At 59.0% G+C, this 25,193-nt stretch carries 24 protein-coding genes; 14 read left to right on the top strand and 10 right to left on the bottom strand.

Annotated features, from left to right (window positions below):
• Positions 1-304: 304 nt before the first annotated feature.
• From AF70_RS28755 to dksA, 5 genes are all read right to left on the bottom strand, one after another.
• The gene (locus AF70_RS28755; RefSeq protein WP_019582860.1) at positions 305-1,744 is read right to left on the bottom strand and encodes a sigma-54 dependent transcriptional regulator; all 1,440 of its coding nucleotides are present in this window, start codon (positions 1,742-1,744) and stop codon (positions 305-307) included.
• 22 nt (positions 1,745-1,766) lie between these two features.
• Positions 1,767-4,721, bottom strand: coding sequence for a sensor histidine kinase (locus tag AF70_RS28750; protein ID WP_019582859.1), 2,955 nt, complete (start codon positions 4,719-4,721; stop codon positions 1,767-1,769).
• Positions 4,705-4,881: a hypothetical protein gene (locus tag AF70_RS28745; RefSeq protein ID WP_003176118.1), complete on the bottom strand. Its 177-nt coding sequence runs from the start codon at positions 4,879-4,881 to the stop codon at positions 4,705-4,707. The genes AF70_RS28750 and AF70_RS28745 overlap by 17 nt, the downstream gene beginning before the upstream one ends.
• Before the next feature lie 77 nt (positions 4,882-4,958).
• On the bottom strand, positions 4,959-5,855 hold the full coding sequence (gene gluQRS, locus AF70_RS28740; protein ID WP_028940354.1) for a tRNA glutamyl-Q(34) synthetase GluQRS: 897 nt from the start codon (positions 5,853-5,855) through the stop codon (positions 4,959-4,961).
• Between the two features lie 140 nt (positions 5,856-5,995).
• Entirely contained in the window at positions 5,996-6,436 is a 441-nt protein-coding gene (gene dksA / locus AF70_RS28735; protein WP_007902025.1) for an RNA polymerase-binding protein DksA, read from the bottom strand.
• Positions 6,437-6,770: 334 nt separating this feature from the next.
• On the opposite strand from dksA, the gene AF70_RS28730 reads away from it, so the two are divergent.
• A complete protein-coding gene (locus tag AF70_RS28730; protein ID WP_018930205.1) occupies positions 6,771-7,943 on the top strand; it encodes a pyridoxal phosphate-dependent aminotransferase in 1,173 nt (390 codons plus the stop codon).
• On the top strand, positions 7,943-8,656 hold the full coding sequence (gene sfsA, locus AF70_RS28725; protein WP_018930206.1) for a DNA/RNA nuclease SfsA: 714 nt from the start codon (positions 7,943-7,945) through the stop codon (positions 8,654-8,656). The genes AF70_RS28730 and sfsA overlap by 1 nt, the downstream gene beginning before the upstream one ends.
• On the opposite strand, the gene AF70_RS28720 is transcribed toward sfsA, so the two are convergent.
• The gene (locus tag AF70_RS28720; RefSeq protein WP_026331977.1) at positions 8,653-8,970 is read right to left on the bottom strand and encodes a Rieske (2Fe-2S) protein; all 318 of its coding nucleotides are present in this window, start codon (positions 8,968-8,970) and stop codon (positions 8,653-8,655) included. The two genes, sfsA and AF70_RS28720, sit on opposite strands and share 4 nt — an antisense overlap.
• A gap of 248 nt (positions 8,971-9,218) precedes the next feature.
• Here AF70_RS28720 and AF70_RS28715 point away from each other — a divergent pair, with 248 nt between their 5' ends.
• The 3 genes from AF70_RS28715 to AF70_RS28705 are packed head-to-tail and all read left to right on the top strand — an operon-like array spanning position 9,219 to position 11,848.
• Positions 9,219-10,202, top strand: a complete 984-nt coding sequence (locus AF70_RS28715; RefSeq protein WP_172901224.1) for an iron ABC transporter permease — start codon at positions 9,219-9,221, stop codon at positions 10,200-10,202.
• On the top strand, positions 10,202-10,969 hold the full coding sequence (locus tag AF70_RS28710) for a heme ABC transporter ATP-binding protein (protein WP_028940353.1): 768 nt from the start codon (positions 10,202-10,204) through the stop codon (positions 10,967-10,969). Before AF70_RS28715 ends, AF70_RS28710 begins: the two co-directional genes overlap by 1 nt.
• A 12-nt stretch (positions 10,970-10,981) precedes the next feature.
• A complete protein-coding gene (locus tag AF70_RS28705) occupies positions 10,982-11,848 on the top strand; it encodes a ChaN family lipoprotein (RefSeq protein ID WP_028940352.1) in 867 nt (288 codons plus the stop codon).
• 268 nt (positions 11,849-12,116) lie between these two features.
• Here AF70_RS28705 and AF70_RS28700 read toward each other — a convergent pair whose 3' ends face one another.
• The 3 genes from AF70_RS28700 to AF70_RS28690 all read right to left on the bottom strand — a co-directional run bounded on the left by AF70_RS28700 (position 12,117) and on the right by AF70_RS28690 (position 14,624).
• Positions 12,117-12,389 (bottom strand): TfoX/Sxy family protein, encoded by a 273-nt coding sequence (locus tag AF70_RS28700; RefSeq protein WP_009050884.1) that lies wholly within the window; start codon positions 12,387-12,389, stop codon positions 12,117-12,119.
• A 242-nt stretch (positions 12,390-12,631) separates the two neighbouring features.
• Entirely contained in the window at positions 12,632-12,976 is a 345-nt protein-coding gene (locus AF70_RS28695; RefSeq protein WP_019582853.1) for a pentapeptide repeat-containing protein, read from the bottom strand.
• Between the two features lie 91 nt (positions 12,977-13,067).
• Complete coding sequence (locus AF70_RS28690) at positions 13,068-14,624, bottom strand: bifunctional aminoglycoside phosphotransferase/ATP-binding protein (protein ID WP_028940351.1); 1,557 nt, start codon at positions 14,622-14,624, stop codon at positions 13,068-13,070.
• Positions 14,625-14,743: 119 nt separating this feature from the next.
• Here AF70_RS28690 and mrcB point away from each other — a divergent pair, with 119 nt between their 5' ends.
• Genes mrcB through AF70_RS28675 form a run of 3 tightly spaced genes read left to right on the top strand, consistent with a single transcriptional unit; the run spans position 14,744 to position 18,148 of the window.
• Positions 14,744-17,062 (top strand): penicillin-binding protein 1B, encoded by a 2,319-nt coding sequence (gene mrcB / locus AF70_RS28685; protein ID WP_028940350.1) that lies wholly within the window; start codon positions 14,744-14,746, stop codon positions 17,060-17,062.
• A 16-nt stretch (positions 17,063-17,078) separates the two neighbouring features.
• The gene (locus AF70_RS28680) at positions 17,079-17,813 is read left to right on the top strand and encodes a M48 family metallopeptidase (RefSeq protein WP_019582850.1); all 735 of its coding nucleotides are present in this window, start codon (positions 17,079-17,081) and stop codon (positions 17,811-17,813) included.
• Positions 17,813-18,148 carry a YqcC family protein gene (locus AF70_RS28675; protein WP_019582849.1) on the top strand — a complete coding sequence of 112 codons (336 nt, stop codon included), beginning with the start codon at positions 17,813-17,815 and terminating at the stop codon, positions 18,146-18,148. Before AF70_RS28680 ends, AF70_RS28675 begins: the two co-directional genes overlap by 1 nt.
• A gap of 18 nt (positions 18,149-18,166) precedes the next feature.
• On the opposite strand, the gene AF70_RS28670 is transcribed toward AF70_RS28675, so the two are convergent.
• Positions 18,167-18,589 (bottom strand): DUF4124 domain-containing protein, encoded by a 423-nt coding sequence (locus tag AF70_RS28670; protein ID WP_019582848.1) that lies wholly within the window; start codon positions 18,587-18,589, stop codon positions 18,167-18,169.
• A gap of 399 nt (positions 18,590-18,988) precedes the next feature.
• Here AF70_RS28670 and AF70_RS28665 point away from each other — a divergent pair, with 399 nt between their 5' ends.
• From AF70_RS28665 to msrQ, 6 genes are all read left to right on the top strand, one after another.
• On the top strand, positions 18,989-20,713 hold the full coding sequence (locus tag AF70_RS28665) for an acetolactate synthase 3 large subunit (RefSeq protein ID WP_026331976.1): 1,725 nt from the start codon (positions 18,989-18,991) through the stop codon (positions 20,711-20,713).
• 2 nt (positions 20,714-20,715) lie between these two features.
• Positions 20,716-21,207 (top strand): acetolactate synthase small subunit, encoded by a 492-nt coding sequence (gene ilvN, locus AF70_RS28660; protein WP_003205610.1) that lies wholly within the window; start codon positions 20,716-20,718, stop codon positions 21,205-21,207.
• Between the two features lie 46 nt (positions 21,208-21,253).
• Positions 21,254-22,270, top strand: a complete 1,017-nt coding sequence (gene ilvC / locus AF70_RS28655) for a ketol-acid reductoisomerase (protein WP_003228216.1) — start codon at positions 21,254-21,256, stop codon at positions 22,268-22,270.
• Between the two features lie 145 nt (positions 22,271-22,415).
• Complete coding sequence (gene pssA / locus AF70_RS28650) at positions 22,416-23,273, top strand: CDP-diacylglycerol--serine O-phosphatidyltransferase (protein WP_008006914.1); 858 nt, start codon at positions 22,416-22,418, stop codon at positions 23,271-23,273.
• 63 nt (positions 23,274-23,336) lie between these two features.
• Positions 23,337-24,350 (top strand): protein-methionine-sulfoxide reductase catalytic subunit MsrP, encoded by a 1,014-nt coding sequence (gene msrP / locus AF70_RS28645; RefSeq protein WP_018930219.1) that lies wholly within the window; start codon positions 23,337-23,339, stop codon positions 24,348-24,350.
• Positions 24,350-24,970, top strand: coding sequence for a protein-methionine-sulfoxide reductase heme-binding subunit MsrQ (gene msrQ, locus AF70_RS28640; protein ID WP_019582846.1), 621 nt, complete (start codon positions 24,350-24,352; stop codon positions 24,968-24,970). Before msrP ends, msrQ begins: the two co-directional genes overlap by 1 nt.
• Positions 24,971-25,193: the final 223 nt, after the last annotated feature.

Genomic DNA, 25,193 nt, shown 5'->3' with positions numbered 1-25,193 from the left:
TCCAAAAGAATCAGTTAGCTACGCCTCTCGCCGTCTTGTTTTTATTGTGCGTGAGTCGATTCGTCTTATTTTTATTGTCTTGTGCATTACTTGTTATTGTTCTTGTACTGAACATATAGCAGGGTGCGTGCCAACTTTTGTGAAGTCCAATAAAACAAGGGGTTAGGCGGGCTAATGAGGCTTTTCGAGGTCAAAAAAAACCGGGGCTTCGTTACCGTAAGCCCCGGCTTCTGTTACGTGAAAAAGCTGAGGTAACAGTTTTTCCACAATGTCACGTGTTACCCGCGCATCTGACAGGCGCGGTTCAGCTCTCGCTGGCCACCCCGGTCTTGCGCCGCGGGATGCCCAGGCGCTGACGGCGTTCCCACAAGCATTTGCGACTGACCCCGAGTTTGCGGGCCAGTTCGGTTTCGGTCATGTGGTCCTGATGCTCGAGCACGAAGTGCTGGAAGTAGTCTTCCAGGGACAGATCTTCGGTCGGTTCGTGGCTGGTGTTACCGGCGCTGTTGCCCTGCTGGGGTGCGAGGCCGATGAAATCGTCGTCTTCCAGATCGCTGAGTTCGATGTCGATGCCCAGCAGCTCGGCGGAAATCTCCGGGCTCTCGCACAGAATCACCGCGCGCTCGACCGCGTTTTCCAGTTCGCGAACGTTACCCGGCCAGGAGTAATGCCGGATCGCCTGCTCGGCATCCAGAGCGAATTTCAGATCGGTGCGGTTGACCCGCGCGCTCTGCCGCGCCAGGAAGGCATTGGCAATTTCATTGACGTCCGCACCGCGCTCGCGCAGGGCCGGCAGTTTCAGGGCGATCACGTGGAGGCGGTAATACAAGTCTTCACGGAACTGGCCGATCTTCGCCAGGCTCTTGAGGTCCCGGTGGGTCGCGGCGATCAGGCGTACATCGACCTTCTGCGACTGGACCGAGCCAACCCGGCGGATTTCACCTTCCTGCAATACGCGCAACAGGCGGGCCTGGGCTTCCAGTGGCAGTTCACCGATTTCATCGAGGAACAAGGTGCCGCCGTCAGCCGCTTCCACCAACCCGGCACGCCCGGCGCTGGCGCCGGTGAACGCGCCTTTTTCGTGGCCGAACAGTTCAGACTCGATCAGGCTTTCCGGAATGGCTGCGCAGTTCACCGAAATCATCGGTGCCTTGGCGCGTTTGGACAGGTTGTGCAGGGCACGTGCTACCAGTTCTTTACCGGTACCGGATTCGCCCTGGATCAGGACATTGGAATCGGTCGGCGCGACTTTACGGATTTTGCTGTACAGGTCCTGCATCGGCGGGCAAGAACCGATGATGCCGATTTCGCCATTGCTGTTGTCGACACCGCTTTTTGCTGCGGCGCCATTGGACGCTTTGCCGACGACCGGCTCACCGCTGGCTTGCGCCGATTGCCGGTCACGCAGGATTCGCGCGACGGCCTGGAGCATCTCGTCGTGATCGAAAGGCTTGGCGATGTAGTCCACCGCGCCCATTTTCATGGAGTCGACGGCCGAACGCAGGCTGGCGTAACTGGTCATGATCAGCACCGGAGTGCCCTGGCCGAGTTTGATCAACTCGGTACCCGGCGCGCCCGGCAGGCGCAGGTCACTGACGATCAGGTCAAACGTGGGAATGCTGAAACGCTCTTGTGCTTCCTGCACGGATCCGGCTTCGCTGACCTGGTACTGGTTACGTTCCAGCAGACGGCGCAAGGCGGAGCGGATAATTGTTTCGTCTTCGACGATCAAAATGTGCGGCATTGATTCGATACTCTCGACGGTCTCAGTTCACAGCGGACGTCGCTTCGACATGACGCGGTAAGGTCACCCGGATACGGGTGCCGCGTTGGCTTTGAACATCAGCCGGGCTGTCGATGGTGATTTGTCCATAATGCTCTTCAACGATGGAATAGACCAGTGCAAGGCCCAGACCGGTGCCTTCGCCAGGATCCTTGGTGGTGAAGAAAGGTTCGAACAGTCGGTCCATGATGCTCGAGGGAATACCACTGCCTTCGTCTTCGACGATCAGATCGACCGTGTGTTCGCCGGCTTCGCTCTTGACGCGCACCGCACTGCCCGGAGGCGAGGCGTCACGGGCGTTTGAGAGCAGATTGATCAATACCTGGGCGAGCCGCTGCGGGTCGCCTTCGACCCAGTGATCGGGGTCGCACAGGTTGTAGAACTGTACTTCGAAATTGCGCCGGTTCAAGGCCAGCAGGCCGATGGCATCCTGGGCCACTTCCGCCAGACAAACGGGCTCGTCGCTGTGCTGATGAGCGCCCGCGTGGGCGAAGCTCATCAGCGACTGAACGATGCGTGACACGCGTTTGGTCTGCTCGAGGATCTGCCCGCTGATTTCCGTGAGTTCGGCGTCTTCTTCACGTTCTTCGCGCAGGTTTTGCGCGAGACAGGCAATGCCGGTGATCGGGTTGCCGATTTCATGGGCCACGCCGGCCGCCAGTCGGCCGATGCTGGCCAGACGCTCGGAGTGCACCAGTTTGTCTTCGAGCATCTGGGTTTCGGTCAGGTCTTCCACCAGCAGCACCAGGCCGCTGTTACCCGGTGCCAGCGGTTCGTCGATTGCCGCTTTGTGCAGGTTCAGCCAGCGGGTCTGGCCATCGAGGGCCAGGTGCTGCTTGTGCAAGTGTTCGTCCGGCAGATTGATGAAGCCTTGCAGCAGCTCTTTCCATGGATCGGCAATGGTGCTCAGGCGCGAACCGACCACACGCTGCGCGGCAATCCCGGTCAGCTCCTCCATGGCTTTGTTCCACATGAGGATTTCCTGATCCTTGGCCAGCGAGCACACGCCCATCGGCAATTCCTGCAGGGTTTGGCGGTGGTAGCGACGCAGGGCATCGAGTTCGGCGGCAAGGCCGGTGAGGCGCGAGTGGTAATCCTCGAGGCGACTTTCGATGAAGTGGATGTCTTCGGTGACGTAGTTTTCGCCGCCGGCCTTATAGGGCAGGAAGGTTTCGACCATGTCCTGCGCCACGCTCGGGCCCATCAGACCGGAGAGGTTGGCTTCGATACGGTCACGCAAACGACGCAAGGCGTAAGGCCGGCGTTCGTCGAACGGCAGATAAAGGTCACGCAGCGCTTGTTCGACTTCTTTCTGCGCCGCCTTGGCGCCCAGCGGTTTGGCCAGTTGCGTGGCGAATTCCTGAGGCGAGGCGGCATGCAGTTCGCGGCGTTGCGGACGGCGAACGTTGTCCACCGCGCAGGCTTCGGCGGCGCTGGCCTCTTCGGGGCTGGCGTTGGTGAACAGTGAGATCAGAGTGAACATCAGCACGTTGGCGGCCAGCGAGGCAATTGCCGCCATGTGCCAGCTGGTGTCGTCCAGCACGTAAATCATGTTCAGCAACGGAATGTAGAAGCCTTGCAGATTGCCGACCAGCGGCAACAGCATGGTCACCAGCCACACCAGAATCCCCGCCAGGAGGCCGGCGATGAAGCCTCGACGGTTGGCGGTCGGCCAGTACAGCACCGACAACACGCCCGGCAGGAACTGCAACGTGGCGACGAAGGCGACGATGCCGAGGTTGGCCAGATCCTGTTCCGCGCCCAGCATCAGGTAAAAACCGTAGCCGGCCATGATGATCGCGACGATCAGCGCCCGGCGGGTCCATTTCAGCCAGCGGTAGATATTGCCCTCGGCCGGCGGCTGATAGAGCGGTAGCACCAAGTGGTTCAGTGCCATCCCGGACAGCGCCAGCGTAGTAACGATGATCAGCCCGCTGGCCGCCGACAATCCACCGACATACGCCAACAGCGCCAGGGCTTTGCTATTGGCGGCGATGCCGATGCCCAAGGTGAAATATTCCGGATTGGTGGTGGCACCGAGTTTCAACCCGGCCCAGAGAATCAACGGCACTGCCAGGCTCATCAGCAGCAGGAACAGCGGCAAGCCCCAGCTCGCGCTGACCAGCGAGCGCGGGTTGAGGTTTTCGGTAAAGGTCATGTGGTACATGTGCGGCATGACGATCGCCGAGGCGAAGAACACCAGCAGCAGCGTGCGCCATGGACCTTCCTGCAGTGGCGTGTGCAGGGCGGCGAGGGCGGTCTGGTTTTGCAGCAGCCACAGTTCCAGCTGTTGCGGGCCATCGAACACGCCATACAGTGCATACAGGCCGACGCCACCAATCGCGATCAGCTTGATCACCGACTCGAAGGCGATTGCGAACACCAGGCCTTCATGTTTCTCACGGGTGGCGATGTGACGCGAGCCGAAGAAAATCGTGAACAGCGTAATCAGCGCGCAAAAACTCAGTGCCACGCGATGCTGCACCGGCTCGCGGGTGAGGATGCCGATGGAGTCGGCCACCGCCTGAATCTGCAACGCCAGCAACGGCAGCACACCGATCAGCATGAAAATCGTCGTCAGCGCACCGGCCCAGGTACTGCGGAAGCGGAACGCGAACAGGTCGGCCAGCGATGAGAGTTGGTAAGTGCGGGTGATTTTCAGGATCGGGTACAAAAGCACCGGCGCCAGCAAAAACGCCCCGGAAACCCCAAGGTAGCTGGACAGAAAACCGTAGCCGTACTGATAAGCCAGGCCCACCGTGCCGTAAAACGCCCAGGCACTGGCATAAACGCCCAGCGACAGGGTGTAGGTCAGCGGATGGCGAATGATCGCCCGGGGGATCATGCCCCGTTCACTGATCCAGGCTACACCGAACAGCACCGCCAGGTACGCGGCGCTGATCAGGATCATCTGGGTCAGGCTAAAGCTCATCGGCATCTTTTTGGCTCTGCAGGATGAAGGTCACGACGATCAGAATCAGCCAGAGCAAATAAGGGCGATACCAGGCGCCAGTGGCGTCGATCCACCAATCCATGATGGCCGGGGAGAACAGATAAATCCCCACTACCAGGAGCAGGACCAAGCGATAGATGTACATCCCGGCCTCTCTCTCTTATGCGCGTGCCCGAAAACGTGCGGCGATGGTAACGGATGGGTGCGCCACTGCAAGTGGCATCACTGCAGTTGCGCTTCAGGCAACGTCAGTGTGCGCGGGATCAGCGACGCATCCCAGTGGGCAATGCCCCAATTCAGCACTTCCCGTGGCGTGGCGTCATTGAGTTCGATAACGGGAGTGTGCCCCAGCGCCCGCAATGCGCGCAGCAACAGCGGCGTAGCCTGATCCTCGGTCAGCGGCGGCGAGCGATAGGATTTACCGAGTTTGTGGCCGTCCGGCTGGGTAATCAACGGGATGTGCAGGTAGCGCGGTTGCGGCAGGCCGAGCAGTTCTTGCAGATAGAGCTGGCGTGGCGTGGAGTCCAGCAGGTCGGCGCCGCGCACGATATCAGTGATGCCTTGCCAGGCATCGTCTAGCACCACCGCCAATTGATAGGCGTAGAGCCCGTCACGGCGACGAATCACGAAGTCACCCACCTCGCGGCCCAGGTGTTGACGGAATTCGCCCTGCACCCGGTCGATGAAGTGGTATTCCAGCTCCGGTACGCGCACGCGGATCGCCGCATTCTCAGTGCCGTGCCCCGCGTTGCGGCAGAACCCGGGATAGATGCCGTGATACGGCTCCAATTGCTTGCGCGAGCAGGTGCATGCGTAGGCCAGGCCCTGGCTGAACAGGCGATTGAGGACTTCGGCGTAGGCCGCGTGGCGGTCACTCTGTCGGACCATCTCGCCATCCCACTCGAAACCGTAGCTTTCCAGCGCCTTGAGAATCGCCGCCTGAGCGCCGGGCTCCTCGCGTGGCGGATCTAGATCCTCCATGCGCACCAGCCAGCGCCCGCCGACCGAACGGGCGTCGAGGTACGAGGCCAGCGCTGCAACCAGCGAACCGAAATGCAGGTGCCCGCTGGGCGTGGGGGCGAAGCGCCCGATGTAGGGGGAAGAGGCGATGGCGGTCATAAAGGGGAGGTTAGGCTGTCCAATCGTTTTGAGCTCGGCTTGAAGCAGCCCTCGGCGATTTTGAGGTCGCAACAAATATCAGTAAATATCAGAAACAAAAACGGAGCGTTCGCACGCTCCGTCTTTCGTTCAAGTCGAGATTACTTGCCGACTTGCTTTTCCTTGATTTCCGCCAGGGTCTTGCAGTCAACGCACATGTCGGCGGTAGGACGGGCTTCCAGTCGCTTGACGCCGATTTCGACGCCGCAGGACTCGCACCAACCGTATTCTTCGTCTTCGATCAGTTGCAGGGTCTTGTCGATTTTCTTGATCAGCTTGCGCTCACGGTCGCGGGCGCGCAATTCGAGGCTGAATTCCTCTTCCTGGCTGGCACGGTCTGCCGGGTCAGGGAAGTTGGCCGCTTCGTCTTTCATGTGATCAACGGTACGGTCGACTTCCTGCATCAAGTCCTGTTTCCACTTGTTCAGGATCTTGGTGAAGTGAGCACGCATGGGTTTGCCCATGTACTCTTCGCCCTTCACTTCTTTGTAGGGTTCGAAGCCGCTGATCGACTGATTTTGCTGCTTTGCTTGGGTGGGCATGAAATGGACCGCCTCTACTCTTGTAATCCATTGCGCAGGATTGCTCCATCACCGACACCTGCCGGCCCTGCGGCTGCAAGCGGGCGAACTTACCAGATCAAATCGGACCGCGCTACTCCCGGATGTCGAGCCCGCGGCCCGTGGTGCTTGCAAAAGATTGCAAAGCTTCGTCTGGTGGCTAAGGAGACCTGATCAATTATTGATTTTAGCCAAACCTGAGACATACGCTTGAATCGATTGAGACCAGCATTATATGGGCTCTGACCGCTTTAGACTCTCGCTCGTTCCTGCGCTTGGGTAGAATCAATTCTTTTCCCCGTTGTAAGGAAGGCTAATGGCTCTGTCCTACAGTGCGCGCAGTCGCGCTATCGAACCGTTCCACGTTATGGCCCTGCTGGCGCGGGCCAACGAGCTGCAAGCGGCTGGCCACGACGTGATTCACCTGGAAATCGGCGAGCCGGACTTCACCACCGCCGAGCCGATCATCCAGGCTGGCCAGGCCGCGCTGACGGCGGGGAAGACCCGTTACACCGCCGCTCGCGGCATTCCCGAGCTGCGTGAGGCCATTTCGGGCTTTTATCAGCAGCGCTACGGGCTGAACATCGATCCGCAGCGCATTCTGATCACGCCTGGCGGCTCAGGTGCGTTGCTGTTGGCCAGTGCCTTGCTGGTGGACCCAGGCAAGCACTGGCTGCTGGCCGACCCGGGTTACCCGTGCAACCGGCACTTCCTGCGCCTGGTGGAAGGTGCGGCACAGCTGGTGCCGGTCGGCCCGGACGTGCGTTATCAACTGACCCCGGACCTGGTCGCGCGTCACTGGGATCACGACAGCGTCGGCGCCCTGGTAGCATCGCCGGCCAACCCCACCGGGACCATCCTGACCCGTGATGAGCTGGCCGGGCTGTCCGCGGCGATCAAGGCCCGCCACGGTCATTTGGTGGTCGACGAGATTTACCACGGCCTGACTTACGGCACGGACGCGGCCAGCGTGCTGGAAGTCGATGACAGCGCGTTCGTTCTCAATAGTTTTTCCAAGTATTTCGGCATGACCGGCTGGCGCCTTGGTTGGCTGGTCGCACCTGAGGCGGCGGTCGGTGAATTGGAGAAGCTCGCCCAGAACCTCTACATCAGCGCACCGAGCATGGCCCAGCACGCGGCATTGGCCTGCTTCGAACCCGCTACCATCAGCATTTTCGAGGAGCGCCGCGCCGAGTTCGGTCGACGTCGTGACTTCCTCCTGCCAGCCCTGCGGGAATTGGGTTTCGGTATCGCCGTAGAACCGGAAGGCGCGTTCTATTTGTACGCCGATATCAGCAAGTTCGGCGGCGATGCCTTCGCGTTCTGTCGGCACTTTCTCGAAACCGAGCATGTTGCAATTACTCCGGGCCTGGACTTCGGGCGTCATCAGGCCGGGCATCATGTGCGGTTTGCCTACACCCAAAGCCTTCCGCGCTTGCAAGAAGCAGTCGAGCGGATCGCCCGCGGTTTGAAGAGCTGGCAAGGCTGATGCGTTTTCATCCTCCCCTTGAAGAGGGGCGCTTGATTCGTCGTTACAAGCGTTTTCTTGCCGATATCGAAACCGTTGGCGGCGAGTTGCTGACCATTCACTGCCCGAACACTGGCTCGATGCTTAATTGCCAGGTCGAGGGCGGGCAAGTCTGGTTCAGCCGCTCCACCGACCCCAAGCGCAAGTTGCCCGGCACTTGGGAAGTTGGCGAAACCCCACAGGGACGGCTGTTTTGTGTGAACACCGGGCGCGCCAACGGCTTGATCGAGGAAGCGTTGCAGGCTGGCGTCATCACCGAGTTGAACGGCTTTACCGAACTGAAGCGCGAAGTGGCCTATGGTCAGGAAAACAGCCGCATCGATTTTCGTCTCGATTACCCGGGCGGGCCGGCTTATGTGGAAGTCAAAAGCGTCACCCTGGGCTTTGATGGCTCGGCGGTGGCGGCATTTCCTGACGCGGTGACCCAGCGTGGGGCCAAGCATTTGCGCGAACTGGCGCATTTGGCCAGGGACGGGATTCGGGCAGTGCAGTTGTATTGCGTGAACCTGACAGGGATCGACGCGGTGCGTCCTGCCGAAGAAATCGATTCGGCCTACGCAGCTGCGTTGCGTGAGGCAGTGGCGTGTGGAGTCGAAGTGCTGGCGTATGGCGTGCGCTTGACTCATGAAGAGATGGTGGTCGATCGGCGACTGGATGTGCTGTTGAACGGTTAGAGCGTGACCCAGATTCCTTGTTCATCTTCGTGGCAGGGGATGCTGGTCAGGGATTGTCCGGCGCAGGGGCCGGCGACGCATTCACCGTCCTCGACCAGAAACAGTGCGCCGTGGGTCGCACACTGGATCAAGCTGTTGCTGGGGTCGAGAAACTGGTCGGGCTGCCATTCCAGCCCGACGCCCCGGTGCGGGCAGCGATTTTCATAGACATACACCCGACCGCCCCGGCGTACGGCCAAGAGCTTCTGACCGTCGACGTCGAAACCGCGACTGCTGGCGTCAGCCAATTCGGCGCCTGTGCAAAGAAGCTTCATGTCTATCCTCAAGTCCTGCGGCTCGTGACCCGGTATGTCCGAGCTTGACGTTCAAATGCAAGCAATTATCAAATGACGGCTCGCCCGCAGGGCGATTACCGGATGCCGAGAATACTTGGCCTGTCATAACTATGCCTGGGAAACCTTTAAAGGAGGCTGTTTATGCACCTGTTCGATCCCGGTACGACTGGCCAATGACCCTTCTGATTAAACCTCGTGCGTTGTTCATTGGCTTGAGCCTGTTGTGTTTGCTGGCGATCTGGCTGTCGCTGGCGTTGGGGCCGGTGAGCTTGCCGTTGTTCGATACGCTACGGGCGGCGCTGCGGTTGATCGGTTTGCCCATTGCACCCGACGGGTTGGAGCAGGCCGAACTGATCCTCGGGCAAATCCGCCTGCCGCGAACCTTGCTCGGTTTGGCGGTGGGCGGGGTTCTGGCGCTGTCCGGCGTGGCGATGCAGGGCTTGTTTCGCAATCCTCTGGCCGATCCAGGCCTGGTAGGGGTGTCGAGCGGCGCGGCATTGGGCGCGGCTATCGCGATTGTCGGCGGCTCGGTATTCGGTGGACTGCCTGAATCCTTCGGGCCTTATTTATTATCGGTATGCGCGTTTCTCGGCGGGTTGGGGGTGACGGCGCTGGTCTATCGACTGGGGCGACGCAATGGCCAGACCAACGTCGCGACCATGCTGCTGGCCGGTATTGCATTGACTGCCCTGGCTGGTTCGGCGGTCGGGCTCTTCACTTATCTGGCGGATGACGCGACCCTGCGCACCCTGACGTTCTGGAACCTGGGCAGCCTTAACGGCGCCAGTTATGCGCGACTCTGGCCGTTATTGCTGGTGAGCACCGGCGTGGCACTGTGGTTGCCGCGTCGGGCCAAGGCCTTGAACGCATTGTTGCTGGGGGAGTCGGAGGCCGGCCACCTGGGTATCGACGTCGAAGGACTCAAGCGCGAATTGGTGTTCTGCACGGCGTTGGGTGTCGGCGCGGCGGTAGCTGCGGCGGGGATGATCGGGTTTGTCGGCCTGGTGGTGCCGCATCTGGTGCGGCTGCTGGTCGGCCCCGATCATCGGGTGTTGTTGCCGGCGTCGGTGTTGGCGGGGGCCAGTCTCCTGTTGTTTGCTGATCTGGTGGCGCGGCTGGCGCTGGCGCCGGCTGAGTTGCCGATCGGGATTGTCACGGCCCTCATCGGCGCGCCGTTCTTTCTGTATTTATTGCTCAGAGGGCGTGCCTGATGTTGCGAGCGCAGAACCTGCAAATCCGCCGCGGTCGAAAAGTTGTCCTGACGGATATCACCCTTGAGCTTAAACCGAGCGAAGTGCTCGGCGTGTTGGGGCCGAATGGCGCCGGCAAAAGCACGTTGCTCGGTGCCCTGTGCGGAGAATTGCCGGCGGACCATGGCAGCGTCTGGCTCGATGAGCGTGAGCTGAGCCATTGGAGCGGAGCGCAGCGAGCCCAGCGTTTGGCGGTGTTGCCGCAAGTGTCGACCCTGGACTTTGCCTTTCGCGTCGAAGAAGTGGTCGGCATGGGCCGTCTGCCTTATCAAAGCGGTCGGGTCCGGGATGAGGAGATTGTCGCCGCCGCGCTGCAGGTGGCCGATGCGGGGCACTTGAGCGGTCGCAGTTATCTGGCGTTGTCCGGTGGCGAACGTCAGCGGGTGCATTTGGCGCGGGTGTTGGCGCAGCTTTGGCCGGGCGAGGCGGGGCAGACGTTGTTGCTCGATGAGCCGACGTCGATGCTCGACCCGCTGCATCAGCACACCACTCTGCAAGCGGTGCGTGAATTTGCCGATCGCGGTGCGGCGGTGCTGGTGATCCTGCATGATCTGAACCTGGCGGCGCGTTATTGTGATCGCTTGTTACTGCTCGAAGGTGGGCGTCCTGTGGTGCTGGACACGCCGGAGCAGGTATTGCGCCCGGAGCCGCTCAAGGCTGTGTTCGGGCTGGAAGTATTGGTGCAACCGCACCCGGAGCGTGGGCATCCGCTGATCATCGCCCGCTGAGGTGTTTTAGGGATGAAAACACGCATGATGGTTTTTCTGGCCGCGCTGTTACTGAGTGCTTGCCAGCATGTAGCGGTGCCGCCGGTCAGCGGCGAAATCCGGGATCTGCGCAGCGGTCAGACCCTGACGGCGCAAGAACTGCTTGCACGGTTGGCGGAACCTTCGCGGTTGATCGTCGGCGAGCAGCATGACAATCGTGATCACCATCAACTGCAATTGTGGTTATTGCAGGCACTGGGTGAGCGACGGCCTCAAGGCAGCCTGCTGCTGGAAATGCTGACGCCGGTTCAGCAACAGCGCGTCGATGACGTTCGGCATACCTCACCGCTGCCGAGCGATTTGTCCGGGGCATTGGCCTGGCAGCCGGGATGGGACTGGAATCTTTACGGGCCGATCGTTCGTTTTGCCCTGACTCAGCCGTACCCGTTACTGGCGGCCAATCTGGACACGCCTGAAGTCCGTACTGTCTATGCCAAACCGCCAACATTGAGCGGTACGCGCTCCAACGCTCCGACGGTCAAGAATGAGTTGCTGGCACAGATCAGCGATTCCCACTGCGGCTTGCTGCCTGAATCACAGATGCCCGCGATGCTGGCCGTGCAGCAACAGCGTGACCGGCGGATAGCCGAGCGATTACGGGCGGCACCGATGCCTTCACTGTTGTTTACCGGCGCGTTCCACGCACGCAAGGATGTCGGGGTGCCGATCCATGTGCTGGACCTGGGGGAGCCCAAGGCACCAACGGTATTGATGCTGGCGGAGCAGGGCGCTGAGGTCACGTCGGCTATGGCCGATTACGTCTGGTATACGCCCAGCACGCCGCCGCAGGATTACTGCGCGCAAATGCGTAAACAGTTCGGCAAGCCATCAGGCCAATAGAATCAGGCGAGTTTTCCACAGGCAAAAAAAGACCCGGCAAGAGCCGGGTCAAATAACCGTGATTAGCCTGATGAGGAGATAATCTGAGAGTCCGAACCAAGGGCTTTTCAGAATATCGACCAGTCTCGCGACCAGTTGTGATAATCATAGCGATTCTCATTACCAAGTCAACCGCTGATTTCTCGTATTAGTGAATGACGTCATTCCTTCGCTGGAAATCCTCGTAATCATTGGGTTTCAGGCTGTGCGTTCGAGTGAAATTACCCGTTCAATTCTTGTGGCGAGACGAAATAGCATCCAGCTGTTTGTTCAAGGCTTCCTTGCGCTCGGCGGGAATGTCGTTCCAGTGAACATCCATCAACGCGCCTTCAATCGCATACAACAACACCTTGGACGCCCGAAAACCGCGAGTGCGCACGGCCCGATAAGCGTCCACAGCTCCCAGCCGACGCAAGTCCGAGGCACTGTGGATGCCCACGGCATGCAGCCATTGCGCCGACGTCTTGCCAAGATTCTTCAGGTGTTGCAGTTCATCATTCATCAAGCCTCCTTGCGACAGCCGAATGGTGCGTGGGCGAGCCTCTCAGCAGTGTAGCCATCAGTAGGAAAAGCGTGATTGTTTGGTCGGTTTCGACGCAAAAGCTTCTAAGAGGAAAGCTCAAGAAGCGGCGTGAAAAGGCGGAGCATGTAGTCCGAGGGGCGTGTGGAAAATTGAGTTTTCGAGCAAAAAAAGTACAAAGTCCAGCGCAAGGCGGGGGCGCTGGACTGGGTGAGACGTCGCTTTTAGCGGGTGCGATAACGCAGGCGTGTACCGAAATTCATCGACATCAGAATCTCATCGGCACTCAGCTCTGGCGGGAAGTAGGCGCCGGAGATCTGCGCGTGGGCCAGGCTCGCGCCTTCCAGGGATGAATTGCGAAAGTCGATGCCACGCAAGTCGGCAGAGCGAAAATAGGCATCGGTGAAGTCGATGCCGTCGGCGTTCAGTTCACGCAGATCGAGCCCGCGGAAGTCACCACCGACCATGTCGATAGGTCCATCTTTCGGGCGTTCATTGTTGAAGCTTGTGATGTCGTCTTTGTGCAGCAAGGCATAAAGCGGGGTGTCGAGAAGTTTCGGCTGGCTCATGTCACATCACCTGATGGTTTTATGACGCCAGTATAGTGCCACTATTTGACAGCCGTGAAGCCGGTGAGGGCTTCACGGTTGAAATAGTTTCTTACAGACCAGGCAGGCGCTGGCGAATCTGCGCAACGACCGTATCGAGGGTGCCACTTTCATTGGTCTGGACGCGCTTGCTGCAGAGGATTTCTGCTGGCGTCAGTGCCTCGCGGCTGGCTTGCTGGGCGGCGATAACAGCCAGGTTGGCGTCGGACGGATCGTTGTTGTCCGCCTGGCGTTGCTTCAACCAGCTCTCGATCACCGCTTGCGGCGCGTCGCAATCGAGGATCAGGAACGGCGCGCCGGTGGCCTCGGCAATTTTTGCCGCGCTGTCGCGTTGGTCGCGCTTGAGATAAGTGGCATCGATCACCACCGGGAAGCCGGCACGCAGAATTACATTGGCAACCTCATGCAGGCGGGCATAGGTGGCGACGCTGGCGTGGGCGCTATAGATGCCGGCCTGCGGGTCGTTCGGTACGGTCTGTTCGCCGAACATACGCTTGCGCTCGACATCCGAACGCAGGCGAATGGCACCCAATGCTTCCACCAGGCGCATGGCCACATGGCTTTTGCCGACGGCGGAAACACCGTGGGTGATCGCCAGGAAGCGCGAAGGAATGGTGCTGTAGCTTTCCGCCAGGTTGGCGTAGTTGCGGTACTGACGCAGAGTGGTAGCGCGCTGCACCGGATCGGCCTCGGCCGGCATGCTGAACAGGCTGACCTTGGCGCGAACCAGGGCGCGGTAGGCTTTATAGAAGTTCAGCAGCTCAAGGCCCTGGTAGTCGCCGGTCAGTTCCAGGTATTGGCTGATAAAACGGCGCGCCAGGCTCTTCAGGCCGCGGTCTTCCAGGTCCATTGCCAGGAAACCGGTGTCGGCGTAAACGTCGGTGAAGCGGAACGGTTCGTTGAACTCGATGCAGTCGAAGATCACCACTTTGCCGTCGATCACGGTAGCGTTGCCCAGGTGAATGTCACCATGGCATTCACGAATGAAGCCGTCGGCCTTGCGCTGGGCGAACAGCGGCTTGAGGCGCTCGAAGCTGCTTTCGGCCCAAGCTTGCAGTGCCTCGAGTTGCAGCAGATCGGCCTTGTCGCTGAGGAACGGAAGGATTTGTTCGAAGTTCTGCCGTACCGGCGCCATGACGCTGTCCGGCGTGCCGGCTTCGTGTTCGGCAGGCACTTTCGGCGCACTGAGGTGGAATTGAGCGATTTGCGCGGCCATCTCGTCGATGTGCGTGGTGGTCAATTCGCCGTTGGCTTGCAGGGTGCTGAGCAGTTGGCTTTGTGGGAACTGACGCATTTTCAGGGCGTAATCGACTACCGGACCATCGCCGCCCAATTGTGGCGCCTCGGCGCTGCCGGTGATTGGCAGCACTTCAAGATACAAGTCATGGGTCAGGCGCTGGTTCAGGCGCAGCTCTTCGCCGCAGAAATGCTTGCGAGCTTCGAGACTGGTGAAATCGAGGAAGCCGAAATTCACCGGCTTCTTCACTTTATAAGCATAGGGACCGGTGAGTATCACCCAGGAAATATGGGTCTCGATGACCTGGAACCCTTCTACGGGATGCGGGTAGAGGGCCGGGTTTTGCAGGGCAGCGATCAGGGACTGGCTCACAGGCGATCCTTCAGAGTCTGGGGGAAAATTCAAGGCCGTCATTATGGCTGCAAGTCCGTCCGACGCAAACCTCGGTGGGCTCCTGTTGAGTATGAATAAAGTGCGTATAATCCGCCGCCATGACTCGAACTCGATCCCCCCGCACCCCTAAAAAACCACCTTCCAAGGGCATGCGCCCCTGGCTGGGTTGGGCCCTTAAACTCAGCCTGGTCGGCCTTGTGGTGCTCGCCGGGTTCGCGGTTTACCTCGACGCCGTGGTCCAGGAGAAATTCTCCGGCAAGCGCTGGACCATCCCGGCCAAGGTGTACGCGCGCCCGCTCGAGCTGTTCGTCGGACAAAAGCTCAGCAAGGACGACTTCCTCACCGAACTCGATGCCTTGGGCTACCGACGCGAAGCTGTCAGCAACGGCCCCGGCGCGGCGGCTGTCAATGGCAATACCGTCGACTTGAACACCCGAGGCTTCCAGTTCTATGAAGGGCTTGAGAAGCCTCAGCCCGTGCGCGTGCGCTTCTCCGGCGACTATGTGGCCGAACTCTCGTCGACCAACGATGCGAAGCTGTCCGTGGTGCGACTGGAGCCGCTGCTGATCGGCGGGATTTACCCGAAAAACCTTGAAGACCGCATCCTGATCAAGATCGATCAGGTTCCGCCGTATCTGCTCGAAACCCTGGTTGCCGTAGAGGACCGGGATTTCTACAGCCACTGGGGCGTGTCACCGAAGTCGATTGCCCGAGCTATCTACGTCAACACCTCGGGCGGCAAGATGACCCAGGGCGGTAGTACGCTGACGCAACAGTTGGTCAAGAACTTCTACCTCACCAGTGAACGCAGCCTGACCCGTAAGCTCACTGAAGCCATGATGGCGATGTTGCTTGAGCTGCATTACGACAAGAGCGAAATTCTTGAGGCTTACCTCAATGAAGTGTTCGTCGGCCAGGATGGTCAGCGCGCGGTGCACGGCTTCGGCCTGGCCAGCCAGTTCTTCTTCGGGCAGCCATTGTCCGAGCTGAAACTGCACCAGGTCGCTTTGTTGGTGGGCATGGTCAAGGGGCCGTCCTATTACAACCCGCGTCGCAACCCTGAGCGGGCGCTGGAACGGCGCAATCTGGTACTCGATGTACTGAAGGAACAAGGCGTTGCCAGCGCCGAACAGGTTGAGGCGGCGAAGAAAATGCCACTGGGTGTGACCACTCGCGGCAAGTTGGCCGACAGCTCGTTCCCGGGCTTCCTGGATCTGGTTAAACGTCAGTTGCGCGAAGACTACCGCGACGAAGACTTGACCGAAGAAGGGCTGCGAATCTTCACCAGTTTCGACCCGATCCTGCAGATGAAAGCCGAAGCCTCGGTCAACGACACGTTCAAACGTCTTTCGGGTCGCAAGGGTTCCGATGACGTGGAAGCGGCGATGGTCGTGACCAACCCGGAAACCGGAGAGGTCCAGGCCATGATCGGCAGCCGTCAGGCGAGTTTTGCCGGTTTTAACCGTGCGTTGGACGCGGTGCGACCGATCGGCTCTTTGATCAAGCCGGCGGTTTATCTGACCGCTCTTGAAAAACCGAGCCAGTACACGCTGACCAGTTGGCTATCGGACGACTACTTCTCGGTCAAAGGCGCGGACGGTCAGATCTGGAAGCCGCAGAACTATGATCGCCGTTCCCACGGCACGGTGTTCCTGTACCAAGGGTTGGCGCATTCCTACAACCTGTCGACCGCGCGTCTCGGGTTGGCGGTGGGCGTGCCGAATGTCTTGAAGACCCTGGCACGCCTGGGCGTAAGCCGCGAATTCCCGGCGTTCCCGTCGATGTTGCTCGGTGCCGGCGGTATGACCCCGATCGAAGTGGCGACCATGTACCAGACGCTGGCCAATGGCGGGTTCAATACGCCGATGCGCGGGATTCGCAGCGTACTGACTGCCGAGGGCGAGCCGCTCAAGCGTTATCCGTTCCAGATTCAGCAGCAATTTGATCCGGCGTCCATTTACCTGATCCAGAACGCCATGCAGCGCGTCATGCGCGAAGGTACCGGCAGTTCGGTTTATAACGTGTTGCCGAAAACCCTGACCCTGGCCGGTAAGACTGGTACCAGTAACGATTCGCGGGACAGCTGGTTCGCCGGTTTCAGTCAGGATCTGCTGGCCGTGGTCTGGCTGGGGCGCGATGATAATGGCAAGACACCGTTTACCGGTGCCACCGGTGCGTTGCAGGTCTGGACCAGTTTCATGCGCAAGGCCGATCCGCTGCCGCTGGACATGCCGCAACCGGACAACATTGTTCAGGCCTGGGTCGATTCACGCACCGGGCAAGGTTCCGAAGCCAGCTGCCCAGGCGCGGTGCAGATGCCGTATATTCGCGGCAGCGAACCGCCTCCCGGTGCTGCTTGCGGTGGCGAAAGCCCTGCAGAATCGGTGATGGATTGGGTCAAGGGCTGGATGAATTAAGCAAAGAGGATTTGAAGTGAACAAGTGGTTGATTCCAGCGGTGACTGCCGTGGCTTTGCTCAGCGGCTGCTCCACTGTACAGCGTGGTTCGATCCCGGTTGTGGACGCCGGCACTGCCGTCTCCAACAGTGAGCGGATTTCGGCGAATGGCGGTTTCCGTCAGTCGACGGTGAAACGTCCTGTACAAGCTCAGACTCAGGCGATCCCGCAAGGTGACACCGGGGTCGTGGTGATGGTCCCGGGTGGTGGCGCCGTCTCCTCGGCACCGATCAGCACTTCGCCGATTACCCCGGGCCCGATTACTCCGGGGCCGATTGATACCTCGCCGGTTCAGTCGGCACCGATCAATCAGGGCAGTTACAGCATGCCGTCGACGCCCAGCGGGATTCCTTCGGCGAACTCCGGCGGTCTGTCCGCCGATGAACAACTGGACGGTCCGGTCCTGGCATTGTTGACCACTGCCCAGCAGCAACAGGCCAGTGGCGACCTTAATGGTGCATCTTCCAGTCTCGAACGTGCCCAGCGTGTTGCACCACGCGAGCCGCAAGTGCTTTATCGCCTGGCCCAGGTACGTATGGCTCAAGGTGATGCGGCACAGGCCGAGCAGTTTGCCCGTCGTGGTCTGACGTTCGCCAATGGGCGTCCGGACCTTCAGGCCAGCCTGTGGGAATTGATCGCCCAGGCCCGTGAGAAACAGGGTGATCCGGCCGGTGCAGCATTGGCTCGTCAGAAGGCCAAGGTTTCGCTGTGATGGATACTCGCTTTCCGAAGATTGCCGAACAGTTGCTGTTGATCGAGCGCGAGCTGCGCGTTCAGGGCTGGTGGGATGAAGTACCGCCGTCCGCTGAGGCGCTTTCCAGCGTTGAACCATTTTCGGTGGATACGCTGGATTTCGAGCAATGGCTGCAATGGATCTTCTTGCCAAGGATGAAGTCGATCCTGGAGCAGGATCTGCCGTTGCCCAACGCATCGGGCATTCAGGAGATGGCCGAAATGGTCTTCGCCTCCCGCAATGTCCAAGGCAAGGATCGGCAGCTTCAGGCCTTGCTCAAAGAGTTCGACGCGTTGATCACCGTTTCCCGCTGAATCGGATACTGCCAGTGCTTACTGGCAGTTTTTCGCAATCTGTTTCTGTGCTTCGGTGATGCGCTCCTGACGTTGTTGGTCGGTCAGGCGGCGCGTCTCGCCGTCGACTTCCTCCCGCAATCGCGGATTGTTCTGCAGTTGAGCCAGGTTCGTCCGAGCCTGTTCGCAGAACACTTTTAGCTGGGCCTGCTGCTCGGCGACCTGCTTTTTCACTTTGTGATCGATGGCCTTTTGATCGCCGATGACGTTGCCGTGCGGTAGCACGCCCGGTTTGCCGATGGGCGGGGAGGGCGTGACCATGACGGTGGCCTCCCGGCCCTGGGGCGGCTGCGCATCGAAATGGGTGACGCCCTGGGCATCGACCCATTTATAGATCTGACCCGCCATGCACAAAGGGCTCAGGCTGATCAGTAAGCTGGCGGTGAAGATGAGCGTTCGCATGCCATTTCCTTATCGGGGGTGCGCAATTGAAGCTAACACAGTTGCGGTTTAAAGGTTTTTTCTTGCGTTCTCATGCGCTTAGTTCAATAAAGCACATTGACGGCTTGACTTGCGATGGGCGAAACAGAAGAATCCAAAGTCCGCTGTAGAGGGACTGCCAGAAGCAGACCCACTCGGTAGATCATGAGGCGCACATCCGCGCCGACCTGTTACACCCGCAACGCGTTACCTCGCGCTGGGTGGGAAAGGCCCGCAACACTTGGGACGATCCCAATACTTGCTCAGTCAGTGCTGACGTAGTCGGCGACCACCGTCGCTCATGCTCTGCCGAGAAGTAAACCTATTAAGACCCGTCCTCTTGTATGTGGGCGGTATTCTGGCGTTTTAGAGGTGAACAACGTGGAGCTTTTATCTGGCGGTGAGATGCTCGTCCGCTTTTTGCGTGACGAAGGCGTCAAATATATCTACGGGTACCCGGGTGGTGCTCTTCTTCATGTCTATGATGCCCTGTTCAAAGAACCGGAAGTGACCCACATCCTGGTTCGTCACGAGCAGGCTGCGACCCATATGGCTGACGGCTATGCCCGTGCCACCGGTAAAGCCGGCGTGGTACTGGTGACCTCCGGCCCGGGCGCAACCAACGCCATCACCGGTATTGCCACGGCCTACATGGACTCCATTCCGATGGTGATCATTTCCGGCCAGGTGCCTAGCACCATGGTAGGCACCGATGCGTTCCAGGAAACCGACATGATCGGTATCTCCCGGCCGATCGTGAAGCACAGCTTCATGATCAAGCACGCTTCGGAAATCCCGGAAGTCATGAAGAAGGCGTTCTACCTGGCGCAATCCGGTCGTCCTGGTCCGGTCGTTGTCGATATCCCGAAAGACATGACCAACCCGGCCGAAAAGTTCGAATACATCTTCCCGAAAAAAGCCAAGCTGCGTTCCTACAGCCCGGCCGTTCGCGGTCACTCCGGGCAAATCCGCAAGGCAGCCGAAATGCTTCTGGCGGCCAAGCGCCCTGTGTTGTATTCGGGCGGCGGCGTGATCCTCGGTGGTGGCTCTGCGCCGCTGACCGAGCTGGCGAAGATGCTCAACCTGCCAGTGACCAATACCCTGATGGGCCTGGGTGCCTACCCTGGCACCGACCGTCAGTTCATCGGCATGCTCGGCATGCACGGCAGCTACACCGCCAACCTGGCGATGCACCATGCCGATGTGATCCTTGCAGTCGGCGCGCGTTTCGATGACCGCGTGATCAACGGCCCGGCCAAGTTCTGTCCGAATGCCAAGATCATTCACATCGACATCGACCCGGCTTCGATCTCCAAGACCATCAAGGCAGACGTGCCTATTGTTGGCCCGGTCGAGAGCGTCCTGACCGAAATGGTCGCGATCCTCAAGGAAATCGGCGAGACCCCGAACAAGGAGTCCGTTGCCAGCTGGTGGAAGCAAGTTGATGAGTGGCGCGGTGACCGCGGTCTGTTCCCTTACGACAAGGGCGACGGCAGCGTGATCAAGCCGCAGACCGTGATCGAAACCCTGTGCGAAGTGACCAAGGGCGACGCCTTTGTGACCTCCGACGTGGGTCAGCATCAGATGTTCGCGGCGCAGTACTACAAGTTCAACAAGCCGAACCGTTGGATCAACTCCGGTGGCCTGGGCACCATGGGCTTCGGTTTCCCGGCGGCCATGGGCATCAAGCTGAGCTTCCCGGATGACGATGTCGCCTGCGTAACAGGCGAGGGCAGCATCCAGATGAACATTCAGGAACTGTCGACCTGCCTGCAATACGGTTTGCCGGTAAAAATCGTCATCCTGAACAATGGCGTGCTGGGTATGGTTCGCCAGTGGCAGGACATGAGTTATGGCAGCCGTCACTCGCACTCCTACATGGAATCGCTGCCTGACTTCGTCAAACTGGCAGAGGCCTATGGTCACGTTGGCGTGCGCATCACCGACTCGAAAGATTTGAAGTCGAAGATGGAGGAGGCGTTCGCCATGAAAGATCGCCTGGTGGTTATCGATATCTCGGTTGACACCAGCGAGCACGTCTACCCGATGCAGATCAAAGACGGCTCCATGCGTGATATGTGGTTGAGCAAGACGGAGCGTACTTAATCATGCGGCACATTATTTCCCTGCTTCTGGAAAACGAACCGGGCGCTCTGTCTCGTGTAGTCGGCCTGTTTTCGCAGCGCAACTACAACATCGAAAGCCTGACCGTGGCGCCGACCGAAGACCCGACTTTGTCGCGTCTGACGCTGACCACTGTCGGCCATGATGAAATCATCGAGCAGATCACCAAGAACCTGAACAAACTGATCGAAGTGGTCAAACTGGTCGACTTGTCGGAGAGTGCTCATATCGAGCGCGAACTGATGCTGGTCAAGGTCAAGGCTACCGGCGCCCAGCGCGCCGAGATCAAGCGCACCACCGATATTTATCGTGGGCAGATCGTTGATGTCAGCGCCAGCGTGTATACCGTTCAATTGACCGGTACCAGCGACAAGCTCGACAGCTTCATTCAATCGATCGGCACTGCCTCGATTCTGGAAACCGTACGCAGTGGCGTCACCGGGATTGCCCGCGGCGACAAAGTACTGAGCATCTAAACCAAATTAGCGAATGGCCTGAGGGCCAGATATAAAGGGGAAATTCATGAAAGTTTTCTACGATAAAGACTGCGACCTGTCGATCATCCAGGGCAAGAAAGTTGCCATCATTGGTTACGGCTCCCAAGGCCACGCTCAAGCGTGCAACCTGAAAGACTCCGGCGTTGACGTTACCGTTGGCCTGCGTAAAGGTTCGGCCACCGTTGCCAAGGCTGAAGCCCACGGCCTGAAAGTGACTGACGTTGCTTCCGCCGTAGCGGCTGCCGACCTGGTCATGATCCTGACCCCGGACGAGTTCCAGTCCTCCCTGTACAAGAACGAAATCGAGCCGAACATCAAGAAAGGCGCCACTCTGGCCTTCTCCCACGGCTTCGCGATCCACTACAACCAGGTTGTTCCGCGCGCTGACCTCGACGTGATCATGATCGCGCCGAAAGCTCCGGGCCACACAGTGCGTTCCGAGTTCGTCAAAGGCGGCGGTATCCCTGACCTGATCGCTATCTACCAGGATGCTTCGGGCAACGCCAAAAACGTTGCACTGTCCTACGCTGCCGGCGTTGGTGGCGGTCGTACCGGCATCATCGAAACCACCTTCAAGGACGAGACCGAAACCGACCTGTTCGGCGAGCAAGCCGTTCTGTGCGGCGGTACCGTTGAGCTGGTAAAAGCCGGTTTCGAAACCCTGGTTGAAGCTGGCTACGCGCCGGAAATGGCCTACTTCGAATGCCTGCACGAACTGAAGCTGATCGTTGACCTCATGTACGAAGGCGGTATCGCCAACATGAACTACTCGATCTCCAACAACGCTGAGTACGGCGAGTATGTGACAGGTCCGGAAGTAATCAACGCCGAGTCCCGTCAGGCCATGCGCAATGCCCTGAAACGTATTCAGGACGGCGAATACGCCAAGATGTTCATCAGCGAAGGCGCCACCGGCTATCCTTCGATGACCGCCAAGCGTCGTAACAACGCCGCTCACGGTATCGAAATCATCGGTGAGCAACTGCGCTCCATGATGCCGTGGATCGGTGCCAACAAGATCGTCGACAAAGCCAAGAACTAAGTCACGAGCTTGTACGGAAAACGCGGCCTAGGCCGCGTTTTTTCGTTTGGATCCGCCGGTTCTGGTATAAAGCTGCATCGTTTGCGGTCGAACCGTCGTCCCAGACACCTGTCGAAACTTTCCACCCCGTTGCAAGGTAATGTCCATGAGCGAACGTCCCGAAGAGCCAAAGCAGGCTTCTGACGCCGAAAGCCTTCTGCCCATCGATGAGCACATCGAAGAAGGGCATGACGCTGAAGGCCGTAAAGTCCGGCATCGTGGTATCTATCTTCTGCCGAATCTGTTCACCACTGCGAACCTGTTCGCAGGGTTCTATTCCATCATCAACTCGATGAGCGCCCAGAGCGCCTTGAGTGCCGGTGATGCAATCGGCGCGAGCAAGTATTTTGCGTTTGCCGCGATCGCGATTTTCGTCGCCATGGTGCTCGACGGCCTCGACGGTCGCGTCGCTCGCATGACCAACACCCAAAGCGCCTTCGGTGCGGAGTACGACTCGCTGTCGGACATGGTTGCCTTTGGCGTCGCGCCGGCTTTGCTGGCATTCGGCTGGGCCTTGGGCGATATGGGCAAAGTCGGCTGGATGGTCGCCTTTATCTATGTGGCGGGTGCGGCGTTGCGCCTGGCACGCTTCAACACGCAGGTCGGCACCGCCGACAAGCGCTACTTCATCGGTCTGGCCAGCCCGGCCGCGGCCGGTGTGGTCGCGGGAATTGTCTGGGCGTTCAGCGATTACGGCATTCAGGGTTCCAAAATGTCATTCCTGGTTGCGCTGATGGTTGCCGCCGCGGGCATGCTGATGGTCAGTAACATCAAGTACAACAGCTTCAAGGAGCTGGACTTGAAGGGGCGCGTTCCCTTCGTCGCGATCCTGGCAGTGGTGCTGGTATTTGCCGTTGTATTCAGTGATCCGCCGCGCATCCTGCTGCTGGTTTTCCTCGCCTATGCGGCTTCCGGGCCGGTGCAGTACCTGCTGCGTCTTCGTCGGCACAAAAAAGCCGAGTGATGTAATTTCCCTCATACTCCGCAGTCTATGGGTGCATCTGTCCTCCAATGCTGCGGAGTTGCCATGCTGATCAAAGTCCCCAAAGCGTCTGACTGTCATGAGTCAGACGTCACGCCTGAATCTCTCTACCTTTCTCGTCGCAATGTATTAGGCGCGGCCGTTGCCGGTTTGGCTGTGAGTACGCTGCCACGCTGGGCGAGTGCCGACGATGCTGCGCGTTATGCCGATGTCGAGCCTGGCAAGGCGCCGTCCTGGTTTGCCGAAAAACTGCCTTCCACTAAATGGGGGGCGGTCAACGTCAAGGATGAAGCAATCACGCCTTTCAAGGATGCGACCCACTACAACAACTTCTATGAGTTCGGTACCGACAAAGGCGATCCTGCGGCCAACGCCGGTGCGCTAAAAACCGAACCGTGGAGCGTGGTGGTAGACGGGGAGGTGGGTAAGCCGGGGCGGTATGCGCTGGAAGACTTCATGAAGCCTTATCAGCTGGAAGAGCGTATTTATCGTCTTCGCTGTGTGGAGGCCTGGTCGATGGTCATTCCGTGGATAGGTTTTCCAATTTCGGCTTTGCTGAAGGAAGTAGAACCGACGTCCAAGGCCAAATTTATTCGCTTTGAAACCCTGCAAGATCCCAAGAGTATGCCTGGACAACGTTCTGGCTTCGCCTTGATCGACTGGCCATATGTAGAAGGGCTGCGTCTGGATGAGGCGATGAATCCGTTGGCGATTCTCGCTGTAGGCATGTATGGACGTGAGTTGCCCAATCAGAACGGTGCGCCGCTACGTCTGGTGGTGCCGTGGAAATACGGCTTCAAGAGCATCAAGTCCATCGTGCGAATCAGCCTGGTCAGTGAGCAGCCGAAAACCACCTGGCAGAGCATTGCCTCGAATGAGTATGGCTTTTATGCGAACGTGAACCCGACAGTCGATCACCCGCGCTGGACGCAGGCACGGGAAAGACGTTTACCGAGCGGTCTGTTCAAGCCCAATGTGCGGGACACGCAAATGTTCAACGGCTACTCGGATGAAGTCGCTTCTTTATATGCAGGGCTCGATCTGCGGAAGAATTACTGATGCGATATCTGTTCTGGCGTATTGGTGTCTTTATCGCCGCGGCGGTTTGGCCGCTGCTTTGGTTGTATCAGGCCTGGGTGGATGTGCTGGGGCCTGATCCAGGAAAGGTGCTGGTTGATCGTCTGGGGTTGGGGACGCTTGTCCTGCTGCTCATTACGTTAAGCATGACGCCTTTGCAGAAACTCACCGGTTGGTCGGGGTGGATAGCTGTCCGACGGCAGTTGGGGTTGTGGTGTTTCGCCTATGTGGTTTTGCATTTGAGCGGCTATACGGCGTTCATCCTCGGCTTTGATTGGTCACAACTGGGTATCGAGTTGCGCAAGCGGCCGTACATTATCGTCGGGGTGCTGGGGTTTCTCGGTTTGTTGGCGCTGGCGGTTACCTCCAATCGTTACAGTCAGCGGCGTTTGGGCGTTCGCTGGAAAAGATTGCATCGGTTGGTCTATGTGATTCTCGGGCTTGGGTTACTGCATATGTTGTGGATCGTTCGCGCCGATCTGAGGGAGTGGGCGATCTACGCTTCTATAGGTGCGTTGTTATTAGTATTGAGATTGCCGCCTGTAACCCGCCGAATTCCACGTTTAATCGTTAAAAAGGCACCTTCTGCAAGAAAGGCGTAATTAGAGGTTGACGGCAGATCCTGGACGTCTATAATTCGCCCCACTTCCGGCGCAGTCGAAACGGAAAACTCCTTGGTAAACAACGAGTTACGCAGTTTTCGACAGCAGTTACGCTTCAGTTCATCGAAGCCAGAAGGAGTTGGTAAGGCAGAGAGTTGTCGCCTTATTGACGGTTCGATCTTCTCGGTCGAAAGCGGAGAAAAAGAGGTGTTGACAGCAGCGA

The organism is Pseudomonas sp. KD5 (genome assembly GCF_012932895.1).
Classification (GTDB): Bacteria; Pseudomonadota; Gammaproteobacteria; order Pseudomonadales; family Pseudomonadaceae; genus Aquipseudomonas.
This window is presented reverse-complemented; position numbering and strand designations above follow the sequence as displayed.

Bases quoted from the DNA above. Each gene is read 5' to 3' on its own strand.
- AF70_RS28755 (WP_019582860.1), bottom strand. From the start codon at position 1,744: ATGCCGCACATTTTGATCGTCGAAGACGAAACAATTATCCGCTCCGCC.
- AF70_RS28750 (WP_019582859.1), bottom strand. From the start codon at position 4,721: ATGCCGATGAGCTTTAGCCTGACCCAGATGATCCTGATCAGCGCCGCG.
- AF70_RS28745 (WP_003176118.1), bottom strand. From the start codon at position 4,881: ATGTACATCTATCGCTTGGTCCTGCTCCTGGTAGTGGGGATTTATCTG.
- gluQRS (WP_028940354.1), bottom strand. From the start codon at position 5,855: ATGACCGCCATCGCCTCTTCCCCCTACATCGGGCGCTTCGCCCCCACG.
- dksA (WP_007902025.1), bottom strand. From the start codon at position 6,436: ATGCCCACCCAAGCAAAGCAGCAAAATCAGTCGATCAGCGGCTTCGAA.
- AF70_RS28730 (WP_018930205.1), top strand. From the start codon at position 6,771: ATGGCTCTGTCCTACAGTGCGCGCAGTCGCGCTATCGAACCGTTCCAC.
- sfsA (WP_018930206.1), top strand. From the start codon at position 7,943: ATGCGTTTTCATCCTCCCCTTGAAGAGGGGCGCTTGATTCGTCGTTAC.
- AF70_RS28720 (WP_026331977.1), bottom strand. From the start codon at position 8,970: ATGAAGCTTCTTTGCACAGGCGCCGAATTGGCTGACGCCAGCAGTCGC.
- AF70_RS28710 (WP_028940353.1), top strand. From the start codon at position 10,202: ATGTTGCGAGCGCAGAACCTGCAAATCCGCCGCGGTCGAAAAGTTGTC.
- AF70_RS28705 (WP_028940352.1), top strand. From the start codon at position 10,982: ATGAAAACACGCATGATGGTTTTTCTGGCCGCGCTGTTACTGAGTGCT.
- AF70_RS28700 (WP_009050884.1), bottom strand. From the start codon at position 12,389: ATGAATGATGAACTGCAACACCTGAAGAATCTTGGCAAGACGTCGGCG.
- AF70_RS28695 (WP_019582853.1), bottom strand. From the start codon at position 12,976: ATGAGCCAGCCGAAACTTCTCGACACCCCGCTTTATGCCTTGCTGCAC.
- mrcB (WP_028940350.1), top strand. From the start codon at position 14,744: ATGACTCGAACTCGATCCCCCCGCACCCCTAAAAAACCACCTTCCAAG.
- AF70_RS28675 (WP_019582849.1), top strand. From the start codon at position 17,813: ATGGATACTCGCTTTCCGAAGATTGCCGAACAGTTGCTGTTGATCGAG.
- AF70_RS28670 (WP_019582848.1), bottom strand. From the start codon at position 18,589: ATGCGAACGCTCATCTTCACCGCCAGCTTACTGATCAGCCTGAGCCCT.
- ilvN (WP_003205610.1), top strand. From the start codon at position 20,716: ATGCGGCACATTATTTCCCTGCTTCTGGAAAACGAACCGGGCGCTCTG.
- ilvC (WP_003228216.1), top strand. From the start codon at position 21,254: ATGAAAGTTTTCTACGATAAAGACTGCGACCTGTCGATCATCCAGGGC.
- pssA (WP_008006914.1), top strand. From the start codon at position 22,416: ATGAGCGAACGTCCCGAAGAGCCAAAGCAGGCTTCTGACGCCGAAAGC.
- msrP (WP_018930219.1), top strand. From the start codon at position 23,337: ATGCTGATCAAAGTCCCCAAAGCGTCTGACTGTCATGAGTCAGACGTC.
- msrQ (WP_019582846.1), top strand. From the start codon at position 24,350: ATGCGATATCTGTTCTGGCGTATTGGTGTCTTTATCGCCGCGGCGGTT.